Annotated in this window: 17 protein-coding genes and 2 pseudogenes; 10 read left to right on the top strand and 9 right to left on the bottom strand. The window is 41.5% G+C overall.

The annotated features are described in order from the left end of the window. Positions 1-33 precede the first annotated feature (33 nt). Positions 34-876 (top strand): annotated as a pseudogene (locus B9G53_RS03125) (IS5 family transposase). A 161-nt stretch (positions 877-1,037) separates the two neighbouring features. Then, positions 1,038-2,171 carry a cob(I)yrinic acid a,c-diamide adenosyltransferase gene (locus tag B9G53_RS03120; RefSeq protein ID WP_094528981.1) on the top strand — a complete coding sequence of 378 codons (1,134 nt, stop codon included), beginning with the start codon at positions 1,038-1,040 and terminating at the stop codon, positions 2,169-2,171. 44 nt (positions 2,172-2,215) lie between these two features. On the opposite strand, the gene B9G53_RS03115 is transcribed toward B9G53_RS03120, so the two are convergent. Further along, positions 2,216-4,420 carry a polysaccharide biosynthesis tyrosine autokinase gene (locus B9G53_RS03115; protein WP_094528977.1) on the bottom strand — a complete coding sequence of 735 codons (2,205 nt, stop codon included), beginning with the start codon at positions 4,418-4,420 and terminating at the stop codon, positions 2,216-2,218. 346 nt (positions 4,421-4,766) lie between these two features. On the opposite strand from B9G53_RS03115, the gene B9G53_RS03110 reads away from it, so the two are divergent. The 4 genes from B9G53_RS03110 (at position 4,767) to uppS (ending at position 8,853) form a co-directional block, all read left to right on the top strand. Next, positions 4,767-5,288, top strand: a complete 522-nt coding sequence (locus tag B9G53_RS03110; RefSeq protein WP_094528974.1) for a cofactor assembly of complex C subunit B — start codon at positions 4,767-4,769, stop codon at positions 5,286-5,288. A 210-nt stretch (positions 5,289-5,498) separates the two neighbouring features. Next, positions 5,499-6,938: a diaminopimelate decarboxylase gene (lysA, locus tag B9G53_RS03105; RefSeq protein WP_094528972.1), complete on the top strand. Its 1,440-nt coding sequence runs from the start codon at positions 5,499-5,501 to the stop codon at positions 6,936-6,938. A 287-nt stretch (positions 6,939-7,225) separates the two neighbouring features. Then, a complete protein-coding gene (cdaA, locus tag B9G53_RS03100; RefSeq protein ID WP_094528969.1) occupies positions 7,226-8,113 on the top strand; it encodes a diadenylate cyclase CdaA in 888 nt (295 codons plus the stop codon). After that, the gene (gene uppS, locus B9G53_RS03095; protein WP_094528967.1) at positions 8,110-8,853 is read left to right on the top strand and encodes a polyprenyl diphosphate synthase; all 744 of its coding nucleotides are present in this window, start codon (positions 8,110-8,112) and stop codon (positions 8,851-8,853) included. Before cdaA ends, uppS begins: the two co-directional genes overlap by 4 nt. Before the next feature lie 42 nt (positions 8,854-8,895). Here the strand turns inward: uppS and B9G53_RS03090 are convergent, their stop codons facing one another. Both B9G53_RS03090 and B9G53_RS03085 read right to left on the bottom strand, forming a co-directional pair. Then, positions 8,896-9,453 (bottom strand): HPP family protein, encoded by a 558-nt coding sequence (locus B9G53_RS03090; RefSeq protein WP_094528964.1) that lies wholly within the window; start codon positions 9,451-9,453, stop codon positions 8,896-8,898. Positions 9,454-9,610: 157 nt separating this feature from the next. After that, positions 9,611-11,359 carry a diflavin flavoprotein gene (locus tag B9G53_RS03085; RefSeq protein ID WP_254923530.1) on the bottom strand — a complete coding sequence of 583 codons (1,749 nt, stop codon included), beginning with the start codon at positions 11,357-11,359 and terminating at the stop codon, positions 9,611-9,613. 263 nt (positions 11,360-11,622) lie between these two features. Between B9G53_RS03085 and B9G53_RS03080 the strand changes: the two genes are divergently transcribed. Beyond that, entirely contained in the window at positions 11,623-12,123 is a 501-nt protein-coding gene (locus B9G53_RS03080; RefSeq protein ID WP_094528961.1) for a phosphoribosyltransferase, read from the top strand. A gap of 104 nt (positions 12,124-12,227) precedes the next feature. Here the strand turns inward: B9G53_RS03080 and B9G53_RS03075 are convergent, their stop codons facing one another. Then, positions 12,228-12,686, bottom strand: a complete 459-nt coding sequence (locus B9G53_RS03075) for a DUF4332 domain-containing protein (RefSeq protein ID WP_094528958.1) — start codon at positions 12,684-12,686, stop codon at positions 12,228-12,230. A 687-nt stretch (positions 12,687-13,373) separates the two neighbouring features. Continuing rightward, positions 13,374-13,487: pseudogene (locus B9G53_RS27135) on the bottom strand (IS1 family transposase); the annotation flags it as partial. 52 nt (positions 13,488-13,539) lie between these two features. Between B9G53_RS27135 and B9G53_RS28925 the strand changes: the two are divergent. Together B9G53_RS28925 and B9G53_RS03065 are read left to right on the top strand one after the other, a co-directional pair. After that, the gene (locus B9G53_RS28925; protein WP_094528955.1) at positions 13,540-13,740 is read left to right on the top strand and encodes a transposase; all 201 of its coding nucleotides are present in this window, start codon (positions 13,540-13,542) and stop codon (positions 13,738-13,740) included. A gap of 458 nt (positions 13,741-14,198) precedes the next feature. Beyond that, positions 14,199-15,335, top strand: a complete 1,137-nt coding sequence (locus B9G53_RS03065) for a PP2C family protein-serine/threonine phosphatase (protein WP_094528952.1) — start codon at positions 14,199-14,201, stop codon at positions 15,333-15,335. 47 nt (positions 15,336-15,382) lie between these two features. Here the strand turns inward: B9G53_RS03065 and B9G53_RS03060 are convergent, their stop codons facing one another. The 3 genes from B9G53_RS03060 to B9G53_RS03050 all read right to left on the bottom strand — a co-directional run bounded on the left by B9G53_RS03060 (position 15,383) and on the right by B9G53_RS03050 (position 17,156). Then, positions 15,383-15,727 (bottom strand): hypothetical protein, encoded by a 345-nt coding sequence (locus B9G53_RS03060; protein WP_094528948.1) that lies wholly within the window; start codon positions 15,725-15,727, stop codon positions 15,383-15,385. A gap of 68 nt (positions 15,728-15,795) precedes the next feature. Further along, positions 15,796-16,152: a hypothetical protein gene (locus tag B9G53_RS03055; protein ID WP_094528945.1), complete on the bottom strand. Its 357-nt coding sequence runs from the start codon at positions 16,150-16,152 to the stop codon at positions 15,796-15,798. An 86-nt stretch (positions 16,153-16,238) separates the two neighbouring features. Further along, positions 16,239-17,156, bottom strand: a complete 918-nt coding sequence (locus B9G53_RS03050) for a restriction endonuclease (RefSeq protein ID WP_094528942.1) — start codon at positions 17,154-17,156, stop codon at positions 16,239-16,241. Positions 17,157-17,324: 168 nt separating this feature from the next. Between B9G53_RS03050 and B9G53_RS03045 the strand changes: the two genes are divergently transcribed. Further along, complete coding sequence (locus B9G53_RS03045; RefSeq protein ID WP_094528940.1) at positions 17,325-19,283, top strand: AarF/ABC1/UbiB kinase family protein; 1,959 nt, start codon at positions 17,325-17,327, stop codon at positions 19,281-19,283. Between the two features lie 36 nt (positions 19,284-19,319). Here B9G53_RS03045 and B9G53_RS03040 read toward each other — a convergent pair whose 3' ends face one another. Then, entirely contained in the window at positions 19,320-20,192 is an 873-nt protein-coding gene (locus tag B9G53_RS03040) for a hypothetical protein (protein WP_094528937.1), read from the bottom strand. Positions 20,193-20,196 lie beyond the last annotated feature (4 nt).

The raw sequence follows: 20,196 nt of genomic DNA, 5'->3' as shown, positions 1-20,196 counted from the left end.
AAGCCCCAATTCTACAAACTTATAATTACGCTAATGGTTGATACCACAATAGCCAAATCATTATCACCCAAAGACTTCAAACGACATTTTGGGGTAAAACGTACCACCTTTGAAAAAATGGTCGAAGCCCTACGACCATTTTGGGGCTGGAGCGCCAAACGTGGAGTAAAAACGAAGTTAGGATTATCGGATCGAGTTCTAGTGGCTTTGGAATACTGGCGAGAATATCGAACCTATTTCCACATTGGCAATAGTTGGGAGGTGAGTGAATCAACCGTTTGCCGCATAGTGCATTGGGTAGAAGAGGAATGGATGCGCTCAGGGTGCTTCCGCATACCAGGAAAGAAGCAATTTAGTGAGAGGGTTTGGTCGTCCAGATGTGACGATCATTGATGTGACAGAAACGCCTATAGAGCGTCCTCAACAAGGTCAAAAGCAGTTTTATTCTGGCAAGAAAAAGCGACATACACTCAAATGTCAAGTAATCGTCAATCAGCAGACTAAAGAGGTAATCTGCTTGTTTTTTGGCAAGGGCAGTCAGCATGATTTTAAGCTCTTCCAAGCTTCTGACGTACACCTCCATCCTGAAACTAAAGTTTGCAAGATAAAGGGTATCAAGGGCTCCAAAAGCTACATGCTAATAGTCGTTTACCCGTTAAGAAACCAAAAGGGGACTCGCTAACTCCAGACCAAAAAGCCTCAAACCGTCAACTCGCACGAGAACGTATTTGCATTGAACATATCAATCGTCGTTTTAAAATCTTCAAAATTCTGGCTGAACGATACCGCAATCGCCGTCGTAGTTATGGTTTATGGTGTAATTTAATTGCGGCTTTGTACAACTATGAATTGAAGCATGTGACTGCCCACATTTAATTTGCAGGAGGTCTAATATCGACGTATGGAAGAGTAATTGAGTAATTAAGATAAAACCGAAATTAGGTTGAGGTGATAGCCTCCTTGGAAGCGTCGTCTTTAAGTTTTGGGTTTTCGATATAATCACAATGAATGAGAAATGAAAAAGCTTAGATAAAAACATGGCAGCAATTGGCATTATGACCGCACAGGTGCGTCCCGAACGTGAGATCGGACAAATCCATGTTTATGACGGAACAGGCAAAGGCAAATCACAAGCAGCATTAGGTGTGGTGCTGCGATCTCTAGGACTAGGAATGTCCGACACATCGCCCTTTGGCACAAGAATTTTGTTATTGCGATTTCTCAAGGGGGCTGAACGTGAATATGCTGAAGATGCGGCGATCTCAGCTTTACAACAAGGATTTCCCCACTTGATCGACCATGTGCGAACTGGTCGGGCTGAATTTTTTGATGCTGAGCATGTCACGCCCTTCGATCGCCAAGAAGCTGAACGTGGTTGGGCGATCGCTAAAGGCGCAATGGCTTCAGGCCTTTATTCCGTAGTGGTCTTAGATGAAATTAATCCTGTTCTCGATTTAGGACTAATTCCTGTCGATCGCGTGGTCAAAGATTTAAAAAATAAGCTCCCCCACTTAGAAGTAATCTGCACAGGTCGCGGCGCACCGCAATCACTGATCGATATTGCTGACCTGCACTCGGAAATGCGATCGCACGATGAAGCTCATGCCGAGAAATATGGTGTGACGGGGATTGAGATTTATACAGGTGCGGGTAAAGGTAAAAGCACTTCGGCTTTGGGAAGATCGCTTAAGGCGATCGGGACAGGAATTAGCCGCGATTTATCTCATCGTGTTTTGATCATGCAATGGCTCAAGGGCGGTGCTGGCTATACCGAAGATGCAGCGATCGCCGCTCTCAAACGTGGCTATCCCCATGTGATTGATCATCAGCGCTGTGGACGTGATGCGATCGTCTGGCGTGGTCAACAGCAGGAAATGGACTGCATTGAAGCTCAACGTGGTTGGGAAATTGCTCAAGCAGCGATCGCCTCAGGACTTTATAAAACGATCATTCTGGACGAACTAAATCCTACTGTCGATCTGGATTTGCTTCCTGTCGAGCCGATCTGCCAAGCCTTACTCAAGAAGTCTCGCGATACCGAAGTAATCATCACTGGGCGTTGCCTCAATCAACCTGCCTATTTTGACCTTGCATCCGTTCATTCAGAAATGGTCTGTCACAAGCACTATGCCGAAAAAGGCGTAGACCTCAAACGTGGTGTAGATTTTTAAGAGAATGGCTGCGGCGCTTTGCGCCGCAGCTATTCTTTTTGGGTTTAATTTTCGATGACTTCTACTTCCGCATCAGATTCCTCTTCTTCAGCTTCTGAGGCATTCAGATAGTAGCGATTATAGTAACCATAGTGATATTCACTATCAGAGGAGCCAATCATATTAATCAACAAACCAGAAACATTAGCTCTTGCTGTTGATAAAATCTCTAATGCACGGGAAATTCCACTTCTAGTTGAACGATTAATCGCAGCTACCAAAATAAATGTATCGACTTTAGAAGTTAAACACTGAGCGTCGGTTATGCCGATTACAGGTGGCGTATCAACTAATACATAGTCATACTCTTGTCGCCATTCCTGTAAGAGTGCTGCCATCTTATTCGACTCTAGCAATAACATCGGATTGGGAGGAAGAGAACCTGAAGTCAGAATATGCAAATTATCTTGTTCATCTCCAGCCTGAATCAAATCTTGCCAAGGACTAGGTGTAGCTAAAGCCGTAGACAAACCCACTTTATTACTTAGTCCAGCTAACTTGTGAATGGACGGCTTTCGCATATCGGCATCGACTAAGAGAACTCTATATCCTAGCGCCGATAGAATCGTGGCAAGATTATAAGTCAATGTACTCTTACCCTCCGAAGGCACAGACGAGGTGAAAGCAATCACTTTCATCATGTTATCTGTACCTAGGTAGCGCAAATTTAAGGCAAGAGAACCTAGCGCTTCTTTAAAAGCATAATAACTACTAGAGGGCAATATACCTTGATTAGTCGCTGCGCTTAAAGAGGATACTTCTGTCATTGGAATTGAAGCAAGCAAAGGAATATCAATCAGTTCTCTGACTTCTTCCACCTCACGAATGCGCTGATCTAAGCGATTGAGTAACAGAGCAAATAAGATTCCTAATGCTATTCCAGAAATTGCTCCAGTTATTAAACTCCTCTCGATATCTGGAGAAGATGGTTTAATGGGAGTAAGGGGTGGCTCCAAAATTTTCCATGATGAAATTTCTTGAGCCTCAGAAATTCTTAATTCTTCTAGTTTTTCACTCAGCTTATTGTAGGTTGAAGTATCAAGTGCAAGTTGTCTTTGAATTTCCACATACCTTTGCTGTATCTGGGGAATCTTAGAAAAAGCTGTAGCAACCTCAGACTGGGCATTGCGAATGCTTTCTAGTTGAGCTTGGCTCACTGCAAGGGTAGTTTGAGCATCGAATAATTGGGAAGCTAGGTTTTGCTGAATTGCACTATTCGGCTCATTAGTAATATTTGTCGTACTGCCTCTAACCCCAACTACTGATTGAGCACGAGTCTCCAGCAACCGATAGAGTTCATCACGACGATCTTTAAGTGCGATCACAGTAGGATGATCTTCACGAAATCGAGTGCGCTCTAAAAAGTAGTTAGTTTCAACTTCTTGAAATTGTTTGACTAAGGATTGGTAAGGAGTATCTTGTTGTAAAATTGCACTACCGATCGCAGCTTCTGGAGATTTACCAACTTGACGGCTAAGCGCTTCGTACTGCTGTTGGACTTGAGCCATTTTAATTTGTAAATCTTGCGCTTGATTTTCTAAAGCCTCACGCATTTTATAAACGGAAGCAGCGTAGGTATCAGGATCGACAATATTGTAGGTCTTACGAAATTGGGTAACTGCTAGAGCCGACTTATCAAGTTGTTGCTTAACCTGTGGCAGTTTATCTTGAATAAACTTAATCGCAGTACTGGACTTAGTACGGCGATCTTTTAAGCTATATTCAACGTAAGTTTGGGTTAATGCAGTTAAAACTTCTCGCGCTCGCTTCGGATCGCTATCTGTATAGGTAAGACGCAGAACCATCGTATCTTTTTCGGGTCGGATATCTAATCCGTTCATGATCGTCAACGGGTCAAGGTCTTTAAAGGAGAGTGCTGACGGAGATTGCTGCATTTTAGAAACAGCAATTTCAATTAGAGGTCGGCTCTTTAGGATGGCAACTTCTGTACCAAGATTAACCAGAGAGCTAGTGGATAAACCTGGAAGTTGAATATCTGATACGGCGATCGTCGAGTTAACCAGAAGCGAAGCACTTGAGCGATATTGTGGAGTTCTGGTAAATGTGTAGTAAGTGTTTCCAGCGAATACGCTGACCGAGACAGCGACGATGACGATCCAACGCTTGCGGAGTACTCTGAAAAATTTGGCAAGCTTAAACGAATCATCGACATACTTGCCTACATAGGTAGCTTTAGGATATTCAGTCATCGTTGTTTTTACCTAAGTAGCTTAATCGTTAAACCCTTAATCGTTTAATCGTTAATCTTTATATCAAAATCAGGATGATAGATCAAATTTAAAATTTGAGTATCAGTAATTCTCTTTAGAAAAACCTATTACGTCCGCCATGATCGCAACATAGTTGTTTGGGGTTTAAATTTACTGCAATTCCCGACCAACTGAACCAAGGGATTTTTTGAAAGTGTTGCTTAGCGACACTTTCAAAAAATCCCTTGGTTTGGGGTTGAGCGCAAAGCACTGTAAGTATGTCTACTTACTTATAATATAAGTGATTGATTAGACTGTAACCAAAACCCATCACATCTCAGCCCGAATGCCTGCAACTATTCCGACAATATACTCTACTCTGTTCTTAACAATCCTGTTGTTTTTTGGATTAATTTCTTTTTTGCGCGGCTCAATCCGCGATCGCACAACTGATGCACTATTCACTGTCGAAGAAATTACGGACGATCACCTATTGAAGCAAGTGCGCGATCATTTTCAGCAGAGAGCTTACAAAGTAATCGAGATTGATCCTGCGCGAGATGTCGCAACCCTATCAGGTCAAGTCAAGCCAAGTCTTTTTTTGGCAATATTTATGACAATACTCGCGGCAGTTGGCTTAATTTGTCTGGGTGTAGTGTTAGGCATTTTAATCCCTGATCTGGAAAATCTTTGGTTATGGCTGATGATCTTTTCGCCGATCGCGGGTGTGTTTTATTGGCGTGGTACTCCTCGCGAACGTCAAGTTAGTTTGCAACTTTTGCCTGAGACGAAGCTTAAAGTCCGCGCCCATAAAGATGAGATCGAAGAGTTACAGCGATCGCTCAACCTAGAAAAAATAGACATTTAAAAGTGTGTTTTTGTTGGTGAATCATCACAAACCTAAAGCTGTAAAGTTTCGCCCCGCAGGGGCGAAACTTTACAGCTTTAGGAATTTATTTTGGATAAGTACTTAGGAACTAAAATTGCTAGCTTTATTGCTGGTTTCCAAATAAAATTGCCGCTATTTTTTATAATAGATTAGGAAAACTTTGCTCAAATTTATTGTTATTGGTATTTCATGACTACCGTTTTACCCAGTCTCAGACAAGAGACCATCTCCACAATTCAGTCTAATTCACTGCAAAATACGACTTCAAGCTTAGATAGTTTGTCTCCTAATCAACAGCTTCTGCCCTTAACTGCCATAGTTAATTCTAACGATCATCTGGAAATAGGTGGTTGTGATGTAGTGGACTTAGTGAACCAATATGGCTCACCACTTTATATTTTAGATGAAGTCAGTCTTAGAACCGCCTGTCGGCAATATCGAGATGCTTTTACCAAGCATTATCAGGGACAGTCCCAAGTTTTATATGCTTCTAAGGCTTGGAGTTGCCTAGCGGTTTGTGCGATCGTTAGTTCTGAAGGGCTAGGGATTGATGTTGTCTCGGCAGGTGAAATCTTGACCGCTTTACGGGCTGGGGTTTCGCCGAGTTTGATTTATTTTCATGGCAATAATAAATCTGCCGATGAACTGAGCTATGCCTTAGAGTCAGGCTGCACCATTGTCGTAGATAACTGGCATGAGCTAAAAACTTTGGCTCATCTCGCTCAAGAGAAATCCCTTGAAGTGAGCTTTAATGCACCACGCATAATGTTGCGGTTAACCCCTGGAATTGAATGCCATACCCATGAATATATTCAGACAGGACATATTGACAGTAAATTTGGCTTTGATCCCAATGAAATAGAAGCGGTATTTGCTTTTGTTGCTCAGTCTAGCCTCAACTGCATCGGTATCCACGCCCATATTGGTTCGCAAATTTTTGAGTTGCAGCCCCATCAAGATATTGGCGGCGTGATGGTGCAGTGGTTTAAACTCGCTGGCGATCAGTATGGTTTGAAATTTTCTGAGCTAAATATTGGTGGTGGGCTAGGGATTCGCTATGTAGAGTCTGATGATCCTCCTAGCATCGAAGACTGGATCAAAACTGTCAGTGCGGGTGTAACCGATGCTTTTGTTACCGCAGGATTAGCGCTACCCAAACTACTCTGTGAACCAGGGCGATCGCTAGTTGGCTCAACCTGTGTAACAGCCTATACAATTGGTGGTAGCAAAACGGTTCCTGATATTCGAACCTACATTACTGTAGATGGTGGGATGTCAGACAATCCTCGTCCGATTACCTATCAATCAAAATATCGGGCTGTGGTGGCAAATCACATGAGTGCATCCTTGTCGCAAACTGTAACGATCGCAGGTAAGCATTGCGAATCAGGTGATATTTTAATTAAAGATATTCAATTGCCTGAGACTAAGGCTGGCGATATTCTCGTTGTATTTGGTACAGGCGCATACAATTACAGCATGGCTTCCAATTACAATCGTTTGCCAAAGCCTGCGGCAGTGGTTGTGGGAACTGGAGAATCCAGTTTGATCATCAAACGAGAAACTCGTGAGGATCTATTACGTCAAGATTGTCTGCCAGAGAGATTATACCAATTCACAAAAGTGTGACGACTTTGTGAATTAAAAACCAAACTCAGTCAGGGTTTTCAAGTTAAGAAATGGTATGCCATTTCTTAACTTGGTATAAAAAACAAACCCATTAGGGGTTTTAAAAACATAAAACGGCTACGCTGTTTTATGTTTTGGTAATGTACCAATTCACAAAAGTGTGACAACACTTTTGTGAATTAAAAACTAAATCTAGTCAGGGTTTTAAAAACATAAAACGGATATGCGTTTTATGTTTTGGTATTACGGAAGTAGTTGGAGTTGAGTTGTGAATGAGAGGATGATGAATGCAGTGGTTTAATATCAACTCAATTGCATTCATTATGAGGGCACTCGATATCCTTGCGGTATTGGGATTGATCTATTTCATGCTGTCCCTCAGCAATGATCGCCGCACCCTATTGATGGTGAGGGGGATCATCTTTTTACTAATCGCGAGTGTATTAAGCGATCGTCTTGGTATGCGATTGCTTAATTTTGTTCTCGACAAATTATTGATTGGTGCAGCCGTGGCGATGGCGGTAATTTTGCAACCAGAGCTACGGCGATTTCTAGAACGTCTGGGACGAGGCGATTTACTATCGTTAATTCAACCCACAGCGAATCGACGCACACCTGTGGAGACTGACTCAGTAGTTGAAGAAATTAATGATGCAGTGATTGAACTATCGCAAAATCGTACTGGTGCATTGATGATTATTGAGACGGGTGAACCAATTGATGATCGTGATTTTTCAGTGCCAGGGGTGAGACTTAACGCTTTATTATCAAAAGAGTTATTGCATACAATTTTTCAAACTTCAACGCTTTTGCATGATGGAGCGATCCTGATTCGAGAAGATCGCATTCTGGCGGCAGGTGTGATTTTGCCAATTTCTGAACGAGCCGCCTCGCGCGAAATTGGCACAAGACACCGTGCGGCGATGGGCATTACCGATCGCGTTAGAAATTGTTTTTGTATCGTTGTTTCAGAAGAAACAGGATCGATTGCGATCGCGGAGAATGGCATCTTAGATCGCCCCATCTCCAGTAGTCGTCTACGAGAAATATTAGAAACTAAACTAGGTAATAATCGTCCAACGACCTTAGGAAGAACAGTGCCAGAATTTAACTGGCTCTGGTCAAGATTGAATTTCAAAAATATGGTAAGTCGAAAATCGTCAGAAAAGAAATGACTGCTAAGCTATTGCAAACTTTGCCACCAGACCTCGATCACCAACGCTTACCCAAACACGTAGCCGTAATTATGGACGGTAACGGACGTTGGGCAAAGCAAAAGGGAATGCCCAGAATTGCGGGACATCGTCAGGGTGTGGATGCCTTGAAGGATTTATTACGATGCTGCAAAGATTGGGGAATTGCGGCTCTGACGGTCTATGCCTTTTCTACGGAAAATTGGAGCCGACCCGCTCAAGAAGTTGACTTCTTGATGGTTCTATTTGAGCGGATGTTGCGTCGTGAATTGGAGGAAATGTGCCGCGAAGGAGTACGCATTTCCTTTGTGGGTGATCTCGATTCTTTGTCGAAGTCTTTGCGAAATGAAATTGAGCGATCGCAAACTGCCACAGCCAATAATCAAGCCATTCATTTTACTGTGGCGATCAATTATGGCAGTCGTCGCGAAATCGTCAGAGTCTGTCGCCAAATTGCTGAGGCAACTTTAGCGGGTGAAATTCAGCCTGAAAATATTGATGAAAATGTGTTTGAGCAACATTTATACACAGCAGGAAACCATAATCCTGATCTCTTAATTCGGACTAGTGGTGAAATGCGCTTGAGTAATTTCTTGCTTTGGCAAATGGCTTATACGGAAATGTATTTTACAAATACACTTTGGCCAGATTTTGATCGCCATGAGTTTCACCGAGCGCTAATTGATTATCAAGAACGCGATCGTCGCTTTGGCAAAGTCTAAAAAATATCTAAAAATAAAATATCACGTAGTGATATTTTATTTTTACAACCAATGCTTCGGGTAAGTGCGATCTTCAGCAAAATTATTAAAGATTACAGCGCAAGTTACCAGAATTATTGAGCCTTCTAATGTCGGTGTAACCAGAAATTGCCAGTTAGGTTTGGTCATCATGACGACTAAGGCTACTGCACCTGAAGGAGGATGTAAGGTACTAGTAATTTGCATTATGGCGATTACTGTGGCTACGGCTAAGCCCATAGACAAAGGGGAAGAGCCGAAAATACTTAAAATTGTCAAGGCAATTAGGGCTGCTAAGAGATTTCCCCCGATCACATTGCGAGGCTGCGCGAAAGGGCTTTCAGGTATGCCGAAGATTAAAACACTGGTAGCTCCAAAGGGAGCCATGATCAAAGGAGAATTGGTGATTGTTGCTAAATAAGCTGTTATGGCGATCGCACAGCAACTACCAAACCAACTCCAAAAAACATGCTTCCGATGTGGTCTTTCAATGGGACAGGTGAGGGGACACGATCGCCATCTGCCAAAGAGTTTAAACCAGTAGGTTTGCAATTTTGATCGCGCTTTTCGGAAGTTCAGCATGAATAAATAAAAAATTAGGAGTAGAATGTCAAGAATCTATGACATTCTACTCCTAACGATGAGAGTTTAGTTTTTAAAATGTAGCTAAATTTACAGACATTATAACCTTAATCACCGTTTAAGTTTCAAAAACAGGGAGCGAAGCGCTCTGTTTTTTTTAGTAATGATTACCCACCTTGCGGTGGTGAGCGGCGGTGAGAGATTCAGGTTTTGAGACGCGACCTTCTTCGGCGATCGCATAGATAATCCAGTGATCGCTACATTCCATCCGACTCATTACTTCGCACTCGATAAAGGCAAGAGCATCAGTGAGAATTGGCGCGCCAAAGCTCGATAACTGAGTTTTGACACCTTCAAAGCGATCTGCCCCAGGAGCAAATCTCTTGAGGAAATGCTGCATCAATTTAGAATAATTGCCATCTTCAAGCACGTTCAAAACAAAGCGATCGCCTACTTGCATAAACGACTCGATCGCCCGATCCTTTGCCACTGCAACCGTAAAGCCTAAAGGTTTAAAACTAGCTTGGGCAACCCAAGAGGCTAGCATGGCGCTGCGTGCGCCGCCTTTGGCAGCCGAGATAATATACAAACCACCTGCCAAACGTCCTAAAGCTTTATCAAGATCCGCGTCGATCGCCTTGAGTTGTTTGATATTTTGCTTGCGAGTTAGCAATTGTCCCAAGTCAGTACCTGCTTCATCACAGGTTTGATAGGTAGCTTCGTTGGGATTTTCCCTTACCTTGATGGCTGGGAAAGCGGTGACTACGCCCAAATCTTTAAACCGATTATTCAGCAGATCAATGGATGAATCTTGATCCCCGTGCGGTTCGTATAGTCCAATTACTTGCTTTTCGCTAGCTGCCGCAAGGATTGCCCCGATCGCAGTTTCCACATGACTATTAGACGCTGGCGGTGTGCAGACAACTAAACCTGATGCATGGGCGACAAGTTCGCGCAACTCCTGTAAATCGATCGCTTTAAGATCTGCCATTTCTACAGCTACACCAGTTTTCGCGATTCCGCGAGCGATCGCTTGGGAGAGGCGATCGCAATAGCCATAGTCGGACACATAGCAAACCACGACATTAGTTTCGCCCTTAGTTTGCGCTTGACTCCATTGGCGATAGTTTTCCGTTAGTTCTTTGACGTTATAGCGCAGTAAGGGACCATGCCCATTTGCCACGATTTCCGCCTGTGGTAAGTCATCCATCCGCTTCATTGCCGAAATGACTGATCGCGCATTAGGAGCCATCAAACATTCGTAATAAAAGCGATAATCGGGCGCAATTCTTTTTAAATTTTCATCGTAAATTGCATCACTGCAATAGTGCATTCCAAAAATATCGCAGGTATATAAAATCGATGTGCCAAGGTCAAAGGTCATCATTGTGTCTGGCCAGTGCAAATTCGGCGCATTTACAAACTGTAAAATGTGACCATTACCTAGATCAACTTGATCGCCATTTTTGACAACTTGCTGCTTAAATGGCTGATTAATTAACTCACCAAGAAATTGCAACGCCACCTTTGTCGCCACCACCGTAGCATTGGGGGCTAATTCTAGTATTTCTTTAACCAAGCCACTATGGTCTGGTTCGGTATGACTGATTACTAAATAATCAATCTGAGCAGGATCGATTTGCTCTTTGAGGGTATTGAGATATAGCTCACGAAACTTGGCGTGGGACGTATCGACTAGCGCTAGCTTTTCGCCACGAATGATATAGGAGTTATAGGTCGTACCATTTTGTAAACCAAACTCGATATCAAAGCGATCGCGATCCCAATCAAGCGATCGAATGGTGGTTGTGTCCGCCGCGATTTCGGCAACTTGGATAGTGAGTCGGCGTTCAATCGACTTCTCAGCAACATTTGCAATAGAAGGAATCTCAATAGCAGCTACCACGATCTTGTCTCCCTATCTGATTTTCAACTATCTCCAGTTTAATGCTTACTTTTCGACAAGTCCAATTGAATGTACTAATTGATACTATAAGTACCTAAGGGACGCGCAGTAAAATAAAGAAATGACTTTTTGTGGCGCGGCTTTGCTAGGTCATCAAAAATCTGGCTCTTTATTAAATTGCAGAACCTAACCAAAAACCAAAAATTAGATACTGCCGTAAACACCGCTCCCTCATTTCTGGGTTATAAACTAAATCCGCAACTATGTCAGATCTTTACGTTTCATGGGAAGAATATCACGCCAATATCGAGAAATTGGCAGTCCAAATCTATCAATCTCAATGGGAATTCGATCAAATTCTCTGTCTTGCTAGGGGGGGATTACGCATTGGGGATATGCTTTCGCGGATTTATAACAAGCCTCTAGCGATTCTCTCGACTTCTTCCTATGGGGGCAAAGATTTTCAGGAAAGGGGGAAATTGACGATCGCTAGTAATATCACGATGACTACTAATACCCTTGGCAAAAGGATCTTGTTAGTAGATGATTTAGTTGATTCGGGTGTAACCATGATGCGGATTCTCGAATGGCTGACACAACATGAAGAATTTGCCATTACCGAAGTGCGATCGGCAGTTTTATGGTTTAAGGCTTGCTCGGTAGCAAAGCCAGATTATTATGTGGACTTTTTAGATGACGATCCTTGGATTCACCAACCCTTTGAAAAATACGAAAAACTAAGTCCAAGTGAACTACAAACTTGATCTATACAAGGATAAGCGGCACTTCGCACTGCCTATCCTTATATATAGATCGTCAGTCTTGTTAGAACATAAACCCCAAAAAGCGAGTGACTAAAGCTTTATTACTAGATCACGGCCCTAATTTTCTTAGTCATAAGTTGTTGAGCTTGCTTGATCCAGATTGACATCTCCCCAATATCAGGACATAAATCAGCACGGTTAAAATTTTGTACCTGTAAACGCATAATTTGTTTGTGGAGTTTATCGAGAGGAGTTTGAGCAAGTTGCTCCACCGAAACGATGCCACTATGCACAATCACTCCGCAATGTTGACAACCTACCGCAGGGATACGCGCCAAATCTGCGAAAGCTATCCATTTTGTTAATAGCTGAAATCTCACACCAAGAGCGATCGCTAGTTCTTCTTTTTGGGCTTTGTTCCGACCTGCCTTTTGCAGCAAAGTGCAAGTATTTGTGATGGCATGGTCTTTGAGCTTTTGGCAGTCTTCGGTACTTAATGCTGGTAACTGGTCAATCGGAAAGTTTAAGGATGAACAAGTTTGAGAAGTTGTGGAAAATTTCATTTTGTAACGATATTATTTTAATCGTGATGTTGGTCAATACGGCTTAATGGCATTTGTAGTTAGACAGACATCTTTTGCATTGGGGATGCTTTGCGCCAAGCATAACTTTTTTTCTAGTAAGATAATCAAAAAGCTGGAATATTTAAGCTGGATTTGGATTGTTTTAGGATCGATATAGCAATCCTAAATGGTTTGTGGAAGCGCACCCCGAAGGGGTGCGCTTCCACAAACCCAAAAATCTACAAATGATTTAGGACTGCTATAGGAGTTTTTATAATTAAGTTTATAGTCAACTTTGTCCCAAACTATGACTTTGCTTTAACGCCTTTATTTATCTACTTTTCGATTAGATTAGTTGAAACCAATTACCTATCTAAAGTATTTGCTTATCTAGGTAAATATTCTTTTCAGATGTGGCTTGTTCATTCATTTTTCGCCATTTATTACCTGCAAGATCTTACTTTCTTACCTAAATGGTCACCACTTATTTTTGCTTTACTAGTAGCCAAAACACTTTTATCAGTTCTATTAATTGAGTATTTATGTTCACAGATTAACAAAAGATTTAAGTCGTTTACTAAAAACAATTTCACAACTATAAACTAAATAAAAAGCCAAAAGATAATTGGTAGTGCTTTGCACCGCCACTTATCTTTTGGCTTTTTATTTGTCCTAGATATAGCGTTTATCAGTATGAACGTCACTCTTGACGCTAATAGCCGTATAGGGAAGCTCAGGTTTGAGCCATTCGACCCGACGATTTACCTGTGATCCTTTGATTTTGATGGCAACTTCCAAACCAGAGAAGATTTTTAAGTATGGCTTTTTTCCACAACTCATTTAGGATTGCTATATTGTCATTGGTCAAGACAATAGCTCTACTCATATTTGTAAGGCGGTACAATTAGAAATTCCTGAGTGGCAGCGTAAAGGCTTATTTTTATTTCAATTGCCTCCCTACTGCTCTGAGATGAATCCCATTGAATTGGAATGGTTGCATTTAAAGCGTGACCATCTTTCTGGGCAAATGTTCGACTCTAATGTTCGACTCTGAGGATAATTTAATCTGGGGCTTAGAAAATGCTCTTCTTTCCCGTTACGATTCACTTGGCTTTGATACTTCCTATTTTGAGTTTTCTTATGCCTAGCTACTTAGAGCTAAATATATTACAGTTATGATTCAGAGTGCTATTAGCTTTAGCAATCTCTGTGTGATCGCTCAATTTACATAAATTCATACTTCATACCCAAGCGTAAACAAAAAGATACTTTCTAGATCTGCGATCGCCCCTGAAACGAACTGTCCTAACTTATTAATACTTTGTCCTCTCTGTGCAAGAGTTCAAATAGTGGTAGAAGCAAGAATTATGTCAGTAAGATAGTTAGACAATGGGACAGTTTGAGAGACGCTATACAACGAGTTTTCTTTCACTTGTCCTAACTACCCCTTTCTTTGCTGTGGCATAGCCATTTTGTGTTTTGCTATAACATATAGTCCATAAGGTAATCAGGATGCAGCAAATTCTTGTAATCGATGACGATCTTGTCATGCAAATGATTCTGAAAAATACACTGCAAGCACAAAAATATGAAGTAATTGTCGCAAAGAATGGAAAGGAAGGAATATCATTAGCCAAACAATATCAACCAGCCTTAATCATTTGTGATTGGATGATGCCAGACATAGATGGATTAGAAGTCTGTCATCAAATTAAGCTGGATGATAATTTATCTTCAACAATCTTTATTTTATTAACTTCTAAAGGTGCTGTCGAAGATAAGGTGAAAGCTCTAGATAATGGAGCTGATGATTTTTTATCTAAACCGATCGATAAGACTGAATTAATCGCTAGTGTTAGAGCGGGTTTAAGAATCTATCAACTTAATAAAGACTTACAATCACAAAAGCAGTTACTAGAGGCGGAACTTGCAGAGGCAGGAGAATATATAAGAGCTTTGTTGCCCTTGACTTTAGAAGGTGTAGTAAACATTACGGCTGAGTTTATTCCTTCTAGTCAACTAGGTGGAGATTGTTATGACTTTTATTGGCTAGATCCTGATCATTTAGCTATTTATTTAATCGATACTTCTGGTCATGGCGTAGGTTCAGCATTATTATCCATTTCAATTTTAAATCTCTTGCGATCGCAGTCCTTTGGTAAAGAGAAGTTTTACGAACCTAGCACAATTATGATAGAGCTTAATCGAGCTTTTCAGATGAGTCAGCACAATGGGCGCTATTTCACAATGTGGTATGGAGTTTATGAGCGATCGCAACGCAAGCTGATCTATGCTAATGCTGGACATCCCCAAGGAATTTTGATTTCTGGAACTCCTGAAAATCCCCAGATTCAAGAACTTCCTAGTCTAGATATGCCTATAGGATTTTTCCCTGATGTGGATTACACTAGCTCGGAACTATCGATAGCGACAGACAGTAAACTTTATATTTGCAGTGATGGCATTTTTGAGGTTATGCAAGAAAATGACAAAATATGGGGAATGCCTAAGTTTTTCAATTACTTAGTAGAAAAATTCTCGTTGAGTGCAGAAATTACTACAAATTCAGTTCTGCAAAAAATCCAGAGCGAAACTCCTAACGCCAAATTTGGTGATGATGTTTCGCTACTACAAATTCACTTCCCATAGCGGTTTTGATTTTGCCTTAGGCAAAATCAAAACTCAAACCCCTTTGACTAGTATTCAATCGTCATACTTTCATAGGTTGCGCCACGGATTGTTTGAATACGCTCTGTGGGCTTAGCCTTAATTTTATTAACAAACTGTGCCTCAGTCATCTCTGCACTTACAGCGTTATTCTCCACTTCAAGATCTAATTGCGCGAGATTGCGATCAAGATCGGCAAGGCGATTAACTATTTGTTGCTGGCGATCGCATACTCGTACCAGTTCTTCCTGTAGCCGCTCTTTCTCATTGGCGAGTTGATGCATCTGGATGTATAGCGCCGAAGGGGTTTTCCGTAGAGGCATAGAACGCAATTTCGGCTGAATTGGTCTACGAGATGCACGAGAAATAGTCATAGGAATTAGTCCTGATAGACATTTAGTTTTAGATATAAAAATCTTTACGCAGTAAAGATTTTTATTATTTATTTCGTTGGGCTTGGCTCAAAGAATACTTTGTACAAAATAAACCCGACTAGCGCCATAATGCCGATGGAAATGGCAAGTGATACTAGTTTAAATACAAAACTCAGAATTGTAAATGAAACTAGCCCGATCGCCACGATCGCGGCAACTTTGGTTGCTCCAGTTAGGCTATTTACCCAAGCAATAAGACTACCTAAGCCAGTTTTAGCTGCCTCTACACTTTGCCCAACAGCCACAAATTCTGGTTCAGCACGTTTGTTTGGATCGTGGGGTTGGCTACTCGTTTGTTGCTTATTGCCCATCACTTCGCGCTCTAGCTCACGAAAGCGTTCTTCTAGGTTATCGGTTTGACTCATAGCAGCAATAAATAAAAAATCTATGGTTTATTTTACTCCATTCATTGAAACCAAGAAATTTAAGATAATTCTAAATATTCAGCAATTTATTCATCAGCAAAAAAATCAGAGTCAATCTTTTTAAGCTCATACTGCGAAATGATTGACACACCTAGGTTGTAGTCAATCATATACTGAGTCAATTGTTCGCCATCTAGTAAAACCACCTTTGTATCTTTCATATTTTTGGCGTATTCATAGGCATCTCTAGAAAAGCTAGAAGTGGTTATAAATACACCTTTTTTCGCTCCTTGTCCTGCCAAGGCTCCAACAAATTTTTGAATCTCAGGTCGCCCTACCGTACCTTCCCATTTTTTCGCTTGGATGTAAATTGCATCTAAGCCAAGACGATCTTCTTTAATAATGCCATCGATACCCTCGTCACCACTTCTACCAATCGCTCTTCCTGCGTCTTGAATTGAGCCACCATAGCCCATCTTAACTAATAACTTTACAACTAGGCGCTCAAAAAAATCAGGTGTACAGTCTTTAACAAGGGTCAAGAGGTCTTGAGCTAAAGCTAGTTTTAGTTTTTGATAAGCTGTAGCTAAAGCTTCTTCAGGTGTAATTTGCTCAGTTAAAGGATCTTGAGGCAGCTGACTAGAATTTTCAACAGTTGTATTAGCACCTGCAAACTCTTGATATTCAGGAAACTGCTTGAGAAACTTAGCATTAATCTGAGATGGATTGCGGCTAAGAACTTCTTTACCTCTGATCGTAATTTGAAAAATAGAGCGTCGAGGAGATTCCAGTAAACCAGCCTTTAGTAAATATGTTTTTGACCAGCCAACACGATTATCAAAAGTAGGTTGTTGCCCACTGGGTAATAATTCTTTTCTATCATTCTCAGATAATTTAAAAAATTCTGCCAAGTATTCCACACTTTCTCTGAATGAATGCTCTTTGCCATCACTAGCAAATTGCATTAATGGCAGCATAATTGACTGAAAATCGGGAACTGACATAGAGGTATTTCTGAGACTTTTTTGGGTTGTAGTAATTTTTAGGGCATATCTAAAAATTTAGAGTCTCTGTAATTGTAAACTTAAGCCTAGAGAGCTATCCCGAATCTTGTTACAAATTGTTAAAATAATCTATACATATAAGTCTACAGATGAGTCTACAAAAATTCTATGCCCGTAACCAAAACAGACTTTGAGTTAGATCGTTATGACATTGACGCGATCGCAAACTACTACCGCAACCAACCTTTGCGGGTCTGGTGGCGCTGCATAGTGATTTTTGTACCACTGATCTGGTTGATTCTGAGACTACGCCTCAGTGCCAAAGCCTCAGCCACAGAATTAAAAAAATTAGCGATCGAATCGCGAAAGTTACTAACCCGTCTCGGTCCAGCCTTTATCAAAATTGGTCAAGCCCTCTCGACCCGTCCTGACATCGTGCCACCTGTATTCATGGACGAACTCGCCGAACTGCAAGATCAACTGCCACCATTTCCTAACGAAATCGCCTATCAATTTATTCGCGATGCATTAGGAGCCGATCCTTCGGAAGTTTATGCCGAAATCTCCGATAACCCGATCGCTGCTGCTTCATTAGGTCAAGTCTATAAAGGCAAACTCAAAACAGGCGAACTCGTTGCCATCAAAGTCCAACGCCCTGACATTGCCGCAGGTATTGCGCTCGATATGTATATCCTGCGTGGTATTGCTACATGGCTAAAGAAGACTTTCAAATTTGTGCGTACCAATTTAGCCGCCATCCTTGATGAGTTTGCTAGTCGTATTTTTGAGGAAATGGACTACACCTTTGAAGGTCAAAACGCCGAAAAATTTGCTGAATACTATGGTGGATTGGACGGAATTTATGTTCCTAAAATCTATTGGCAATATACTGCTAAGCGTGTATTGACGATGGAATGGATTGAAGGCATTAAGTTAACTAATGTGCAGGGAGTCAAAGAAGCTGGCTTTGATAGTCGTCACATCATTGAAGTTGGTGTGCAATGCTCTTTGCGTCAATTGCTCGACTATGGCTATTTTCACGCCGATCCACACCCAGGCAACCTATTAGTAATGGGTGATGGCAAACTTGCTTATCTCGACTTTGGCATGATGAGCCAAGTTTCCTCAGAGCAGCGCTTTGGACTAATCGAAGCGATCGTGCATTTAGTCAATCGTGATTTTGTTGCTCTTTCTAAAGACTATGTGCGTTTAGGCTTTTTGACTGAAGATATCGACTTTGCTGCGATCGTCCCCGCACTATCGGAAGTCTTCAATCCACCTGAAGGTCAAAGCTTGACACAAATGGATTTTAAAGACATGACCGATCAGTTATCGCAGATCATGTATGACTATCCCTTCCAAGTTCCTGCTTACTATGCGTTGATTATCCGATCGCTTGTCACGTTAGAAGGCATTGCCTTTAGCGTTGATCCTAATTTCAAGGTTTTAGCTGTCGCCTATCCCTACGTTGCTAATCGTTTGCTGAATGACTCTGCACCAGAGTTAAGAATGGCTCTCAAGGATTTACTCTTCCGTGATGGTGAATTCCGATGGAATCGTCTAGAGAATTTGCTCAGCAATGCTCAAACCAATCCTGACTACAACTTGAATGGAACTCTCGACAAAGGAATTGATTTCTTACTTTCCGATCGCAGTGAGTTTATGCACGATCGCATCATCGATGAGATCGTCAAAGGCATCGAAGTTGAGGCAAGCAAGCGTTTACCAGAAAGATTTCGCACGTCACCCATCGGCAATATCGTGATTGATCCTCAAGTCAAAGAAACAATTGCTAAAACTGAGACTCCATCAAGTTTGGGCTATATTGCGAGACTATGGACAATTCTCCAGAAAGACAAGGCGATCGCTCCCACCGACATTTTGCCTTTAGCAACCCGTATTCTCACTAAGCGTCAAACTCTCACCTTCGGTCGCGATGTCATTTCTAAACTTGCCCAGAGATCAATGGTGCGGGCAGTCCGTGAGGTGTTATTACGCGATGAGCAAAAATATCAAGATGATAAACAGCAAGATTTAATCAATAATTCTATGAGCAATTTTCAAGGCGAAGAGCGCGAATTGGTTGGCTCTGGTTTAAGGCGATCGGTAAATGGACGCAGTTGGTAAGCCCAAAAAAAGGAACGCGAAGCGTTCCTTTTTTATTTAGAAGAAAAGTTCTATCCCTGACTCTGTGCAAGCAGTCTCTAACAAATCACTAAGGCTAAGTTCCTCAGCCCAGTTTTGCAAATAATCAAAATCTAGGCGATCGCCTTGTAGTTTCAAAACACCCAAAACATCGCGCCATTGTCTCTGTGACTCATTCTTAGTCATCCGATACCAAACTAACTTTTGCAAAATAATATCTTCAGGAGTGGGTAGTACCAACATTTGGTCGGGATTTTGCCTCACTAATTGCGATCGGCGACGTTGAAACTCAATTTGAGGAAAAGGGTTATCTTTAAGCACAAAAACATCTATTTTCCCCAGAGAATCATTGTCGATTAGATTAAAGGAACGCTTGAACCTAATTGCATCTCTAACTGCATCTTCAGAGACATAGAATCTGGGTTGGAGAGATTGTAGTAATGGAATTAATTTTTCTATGGTTAAATCAGCAACAATATCTACATCTTCAGTTGCTCTCGGCTCTCCCATTAGCGTACTTGCAACCGATCCACCGACTAAATAGGGAATATCTAAACCATTAAAAATTGCGGCTACATCCAGCGCTAGTGAAATTGGATCAGTAAGCATAAGTGGTTGCTCGTATGCAGAAATATTTTGATATACAGAATCAGAGAAATTAAATTTAAGTGTAGCTTTAGCAAATTCGTATCGCAACTTGCATAAACTTATATTTGGATAGCGCTGCTGAAGACCAACTAAATAGAGTTCTAAGCATCCTTTTGTCCAGCCGCTAACTTTTTCAGCCTTTTGAATTAGTGTCAGAGATTTTAAGCGATTGAACAGATACATTTCAGCATCAATACTGGTATCAATCGATTGGGTCTTATATCCTACAGGTGCGCTTAGCATTTGA

The sequence above is a fragment of the Pseudanabaena sp. SR411 genome (assembly GCF_002251945.1).
GTDB lineage: Bacteria > Cyanobacteriota > Cyanobacteriia > Pseudanabaenales > Pseudanabaenaceae > Pseudanabaena.
Note: the sequence above shows the minus strand (reverse complement) of the source record. Positions and strands in the feature narration are given on the sequence as shown.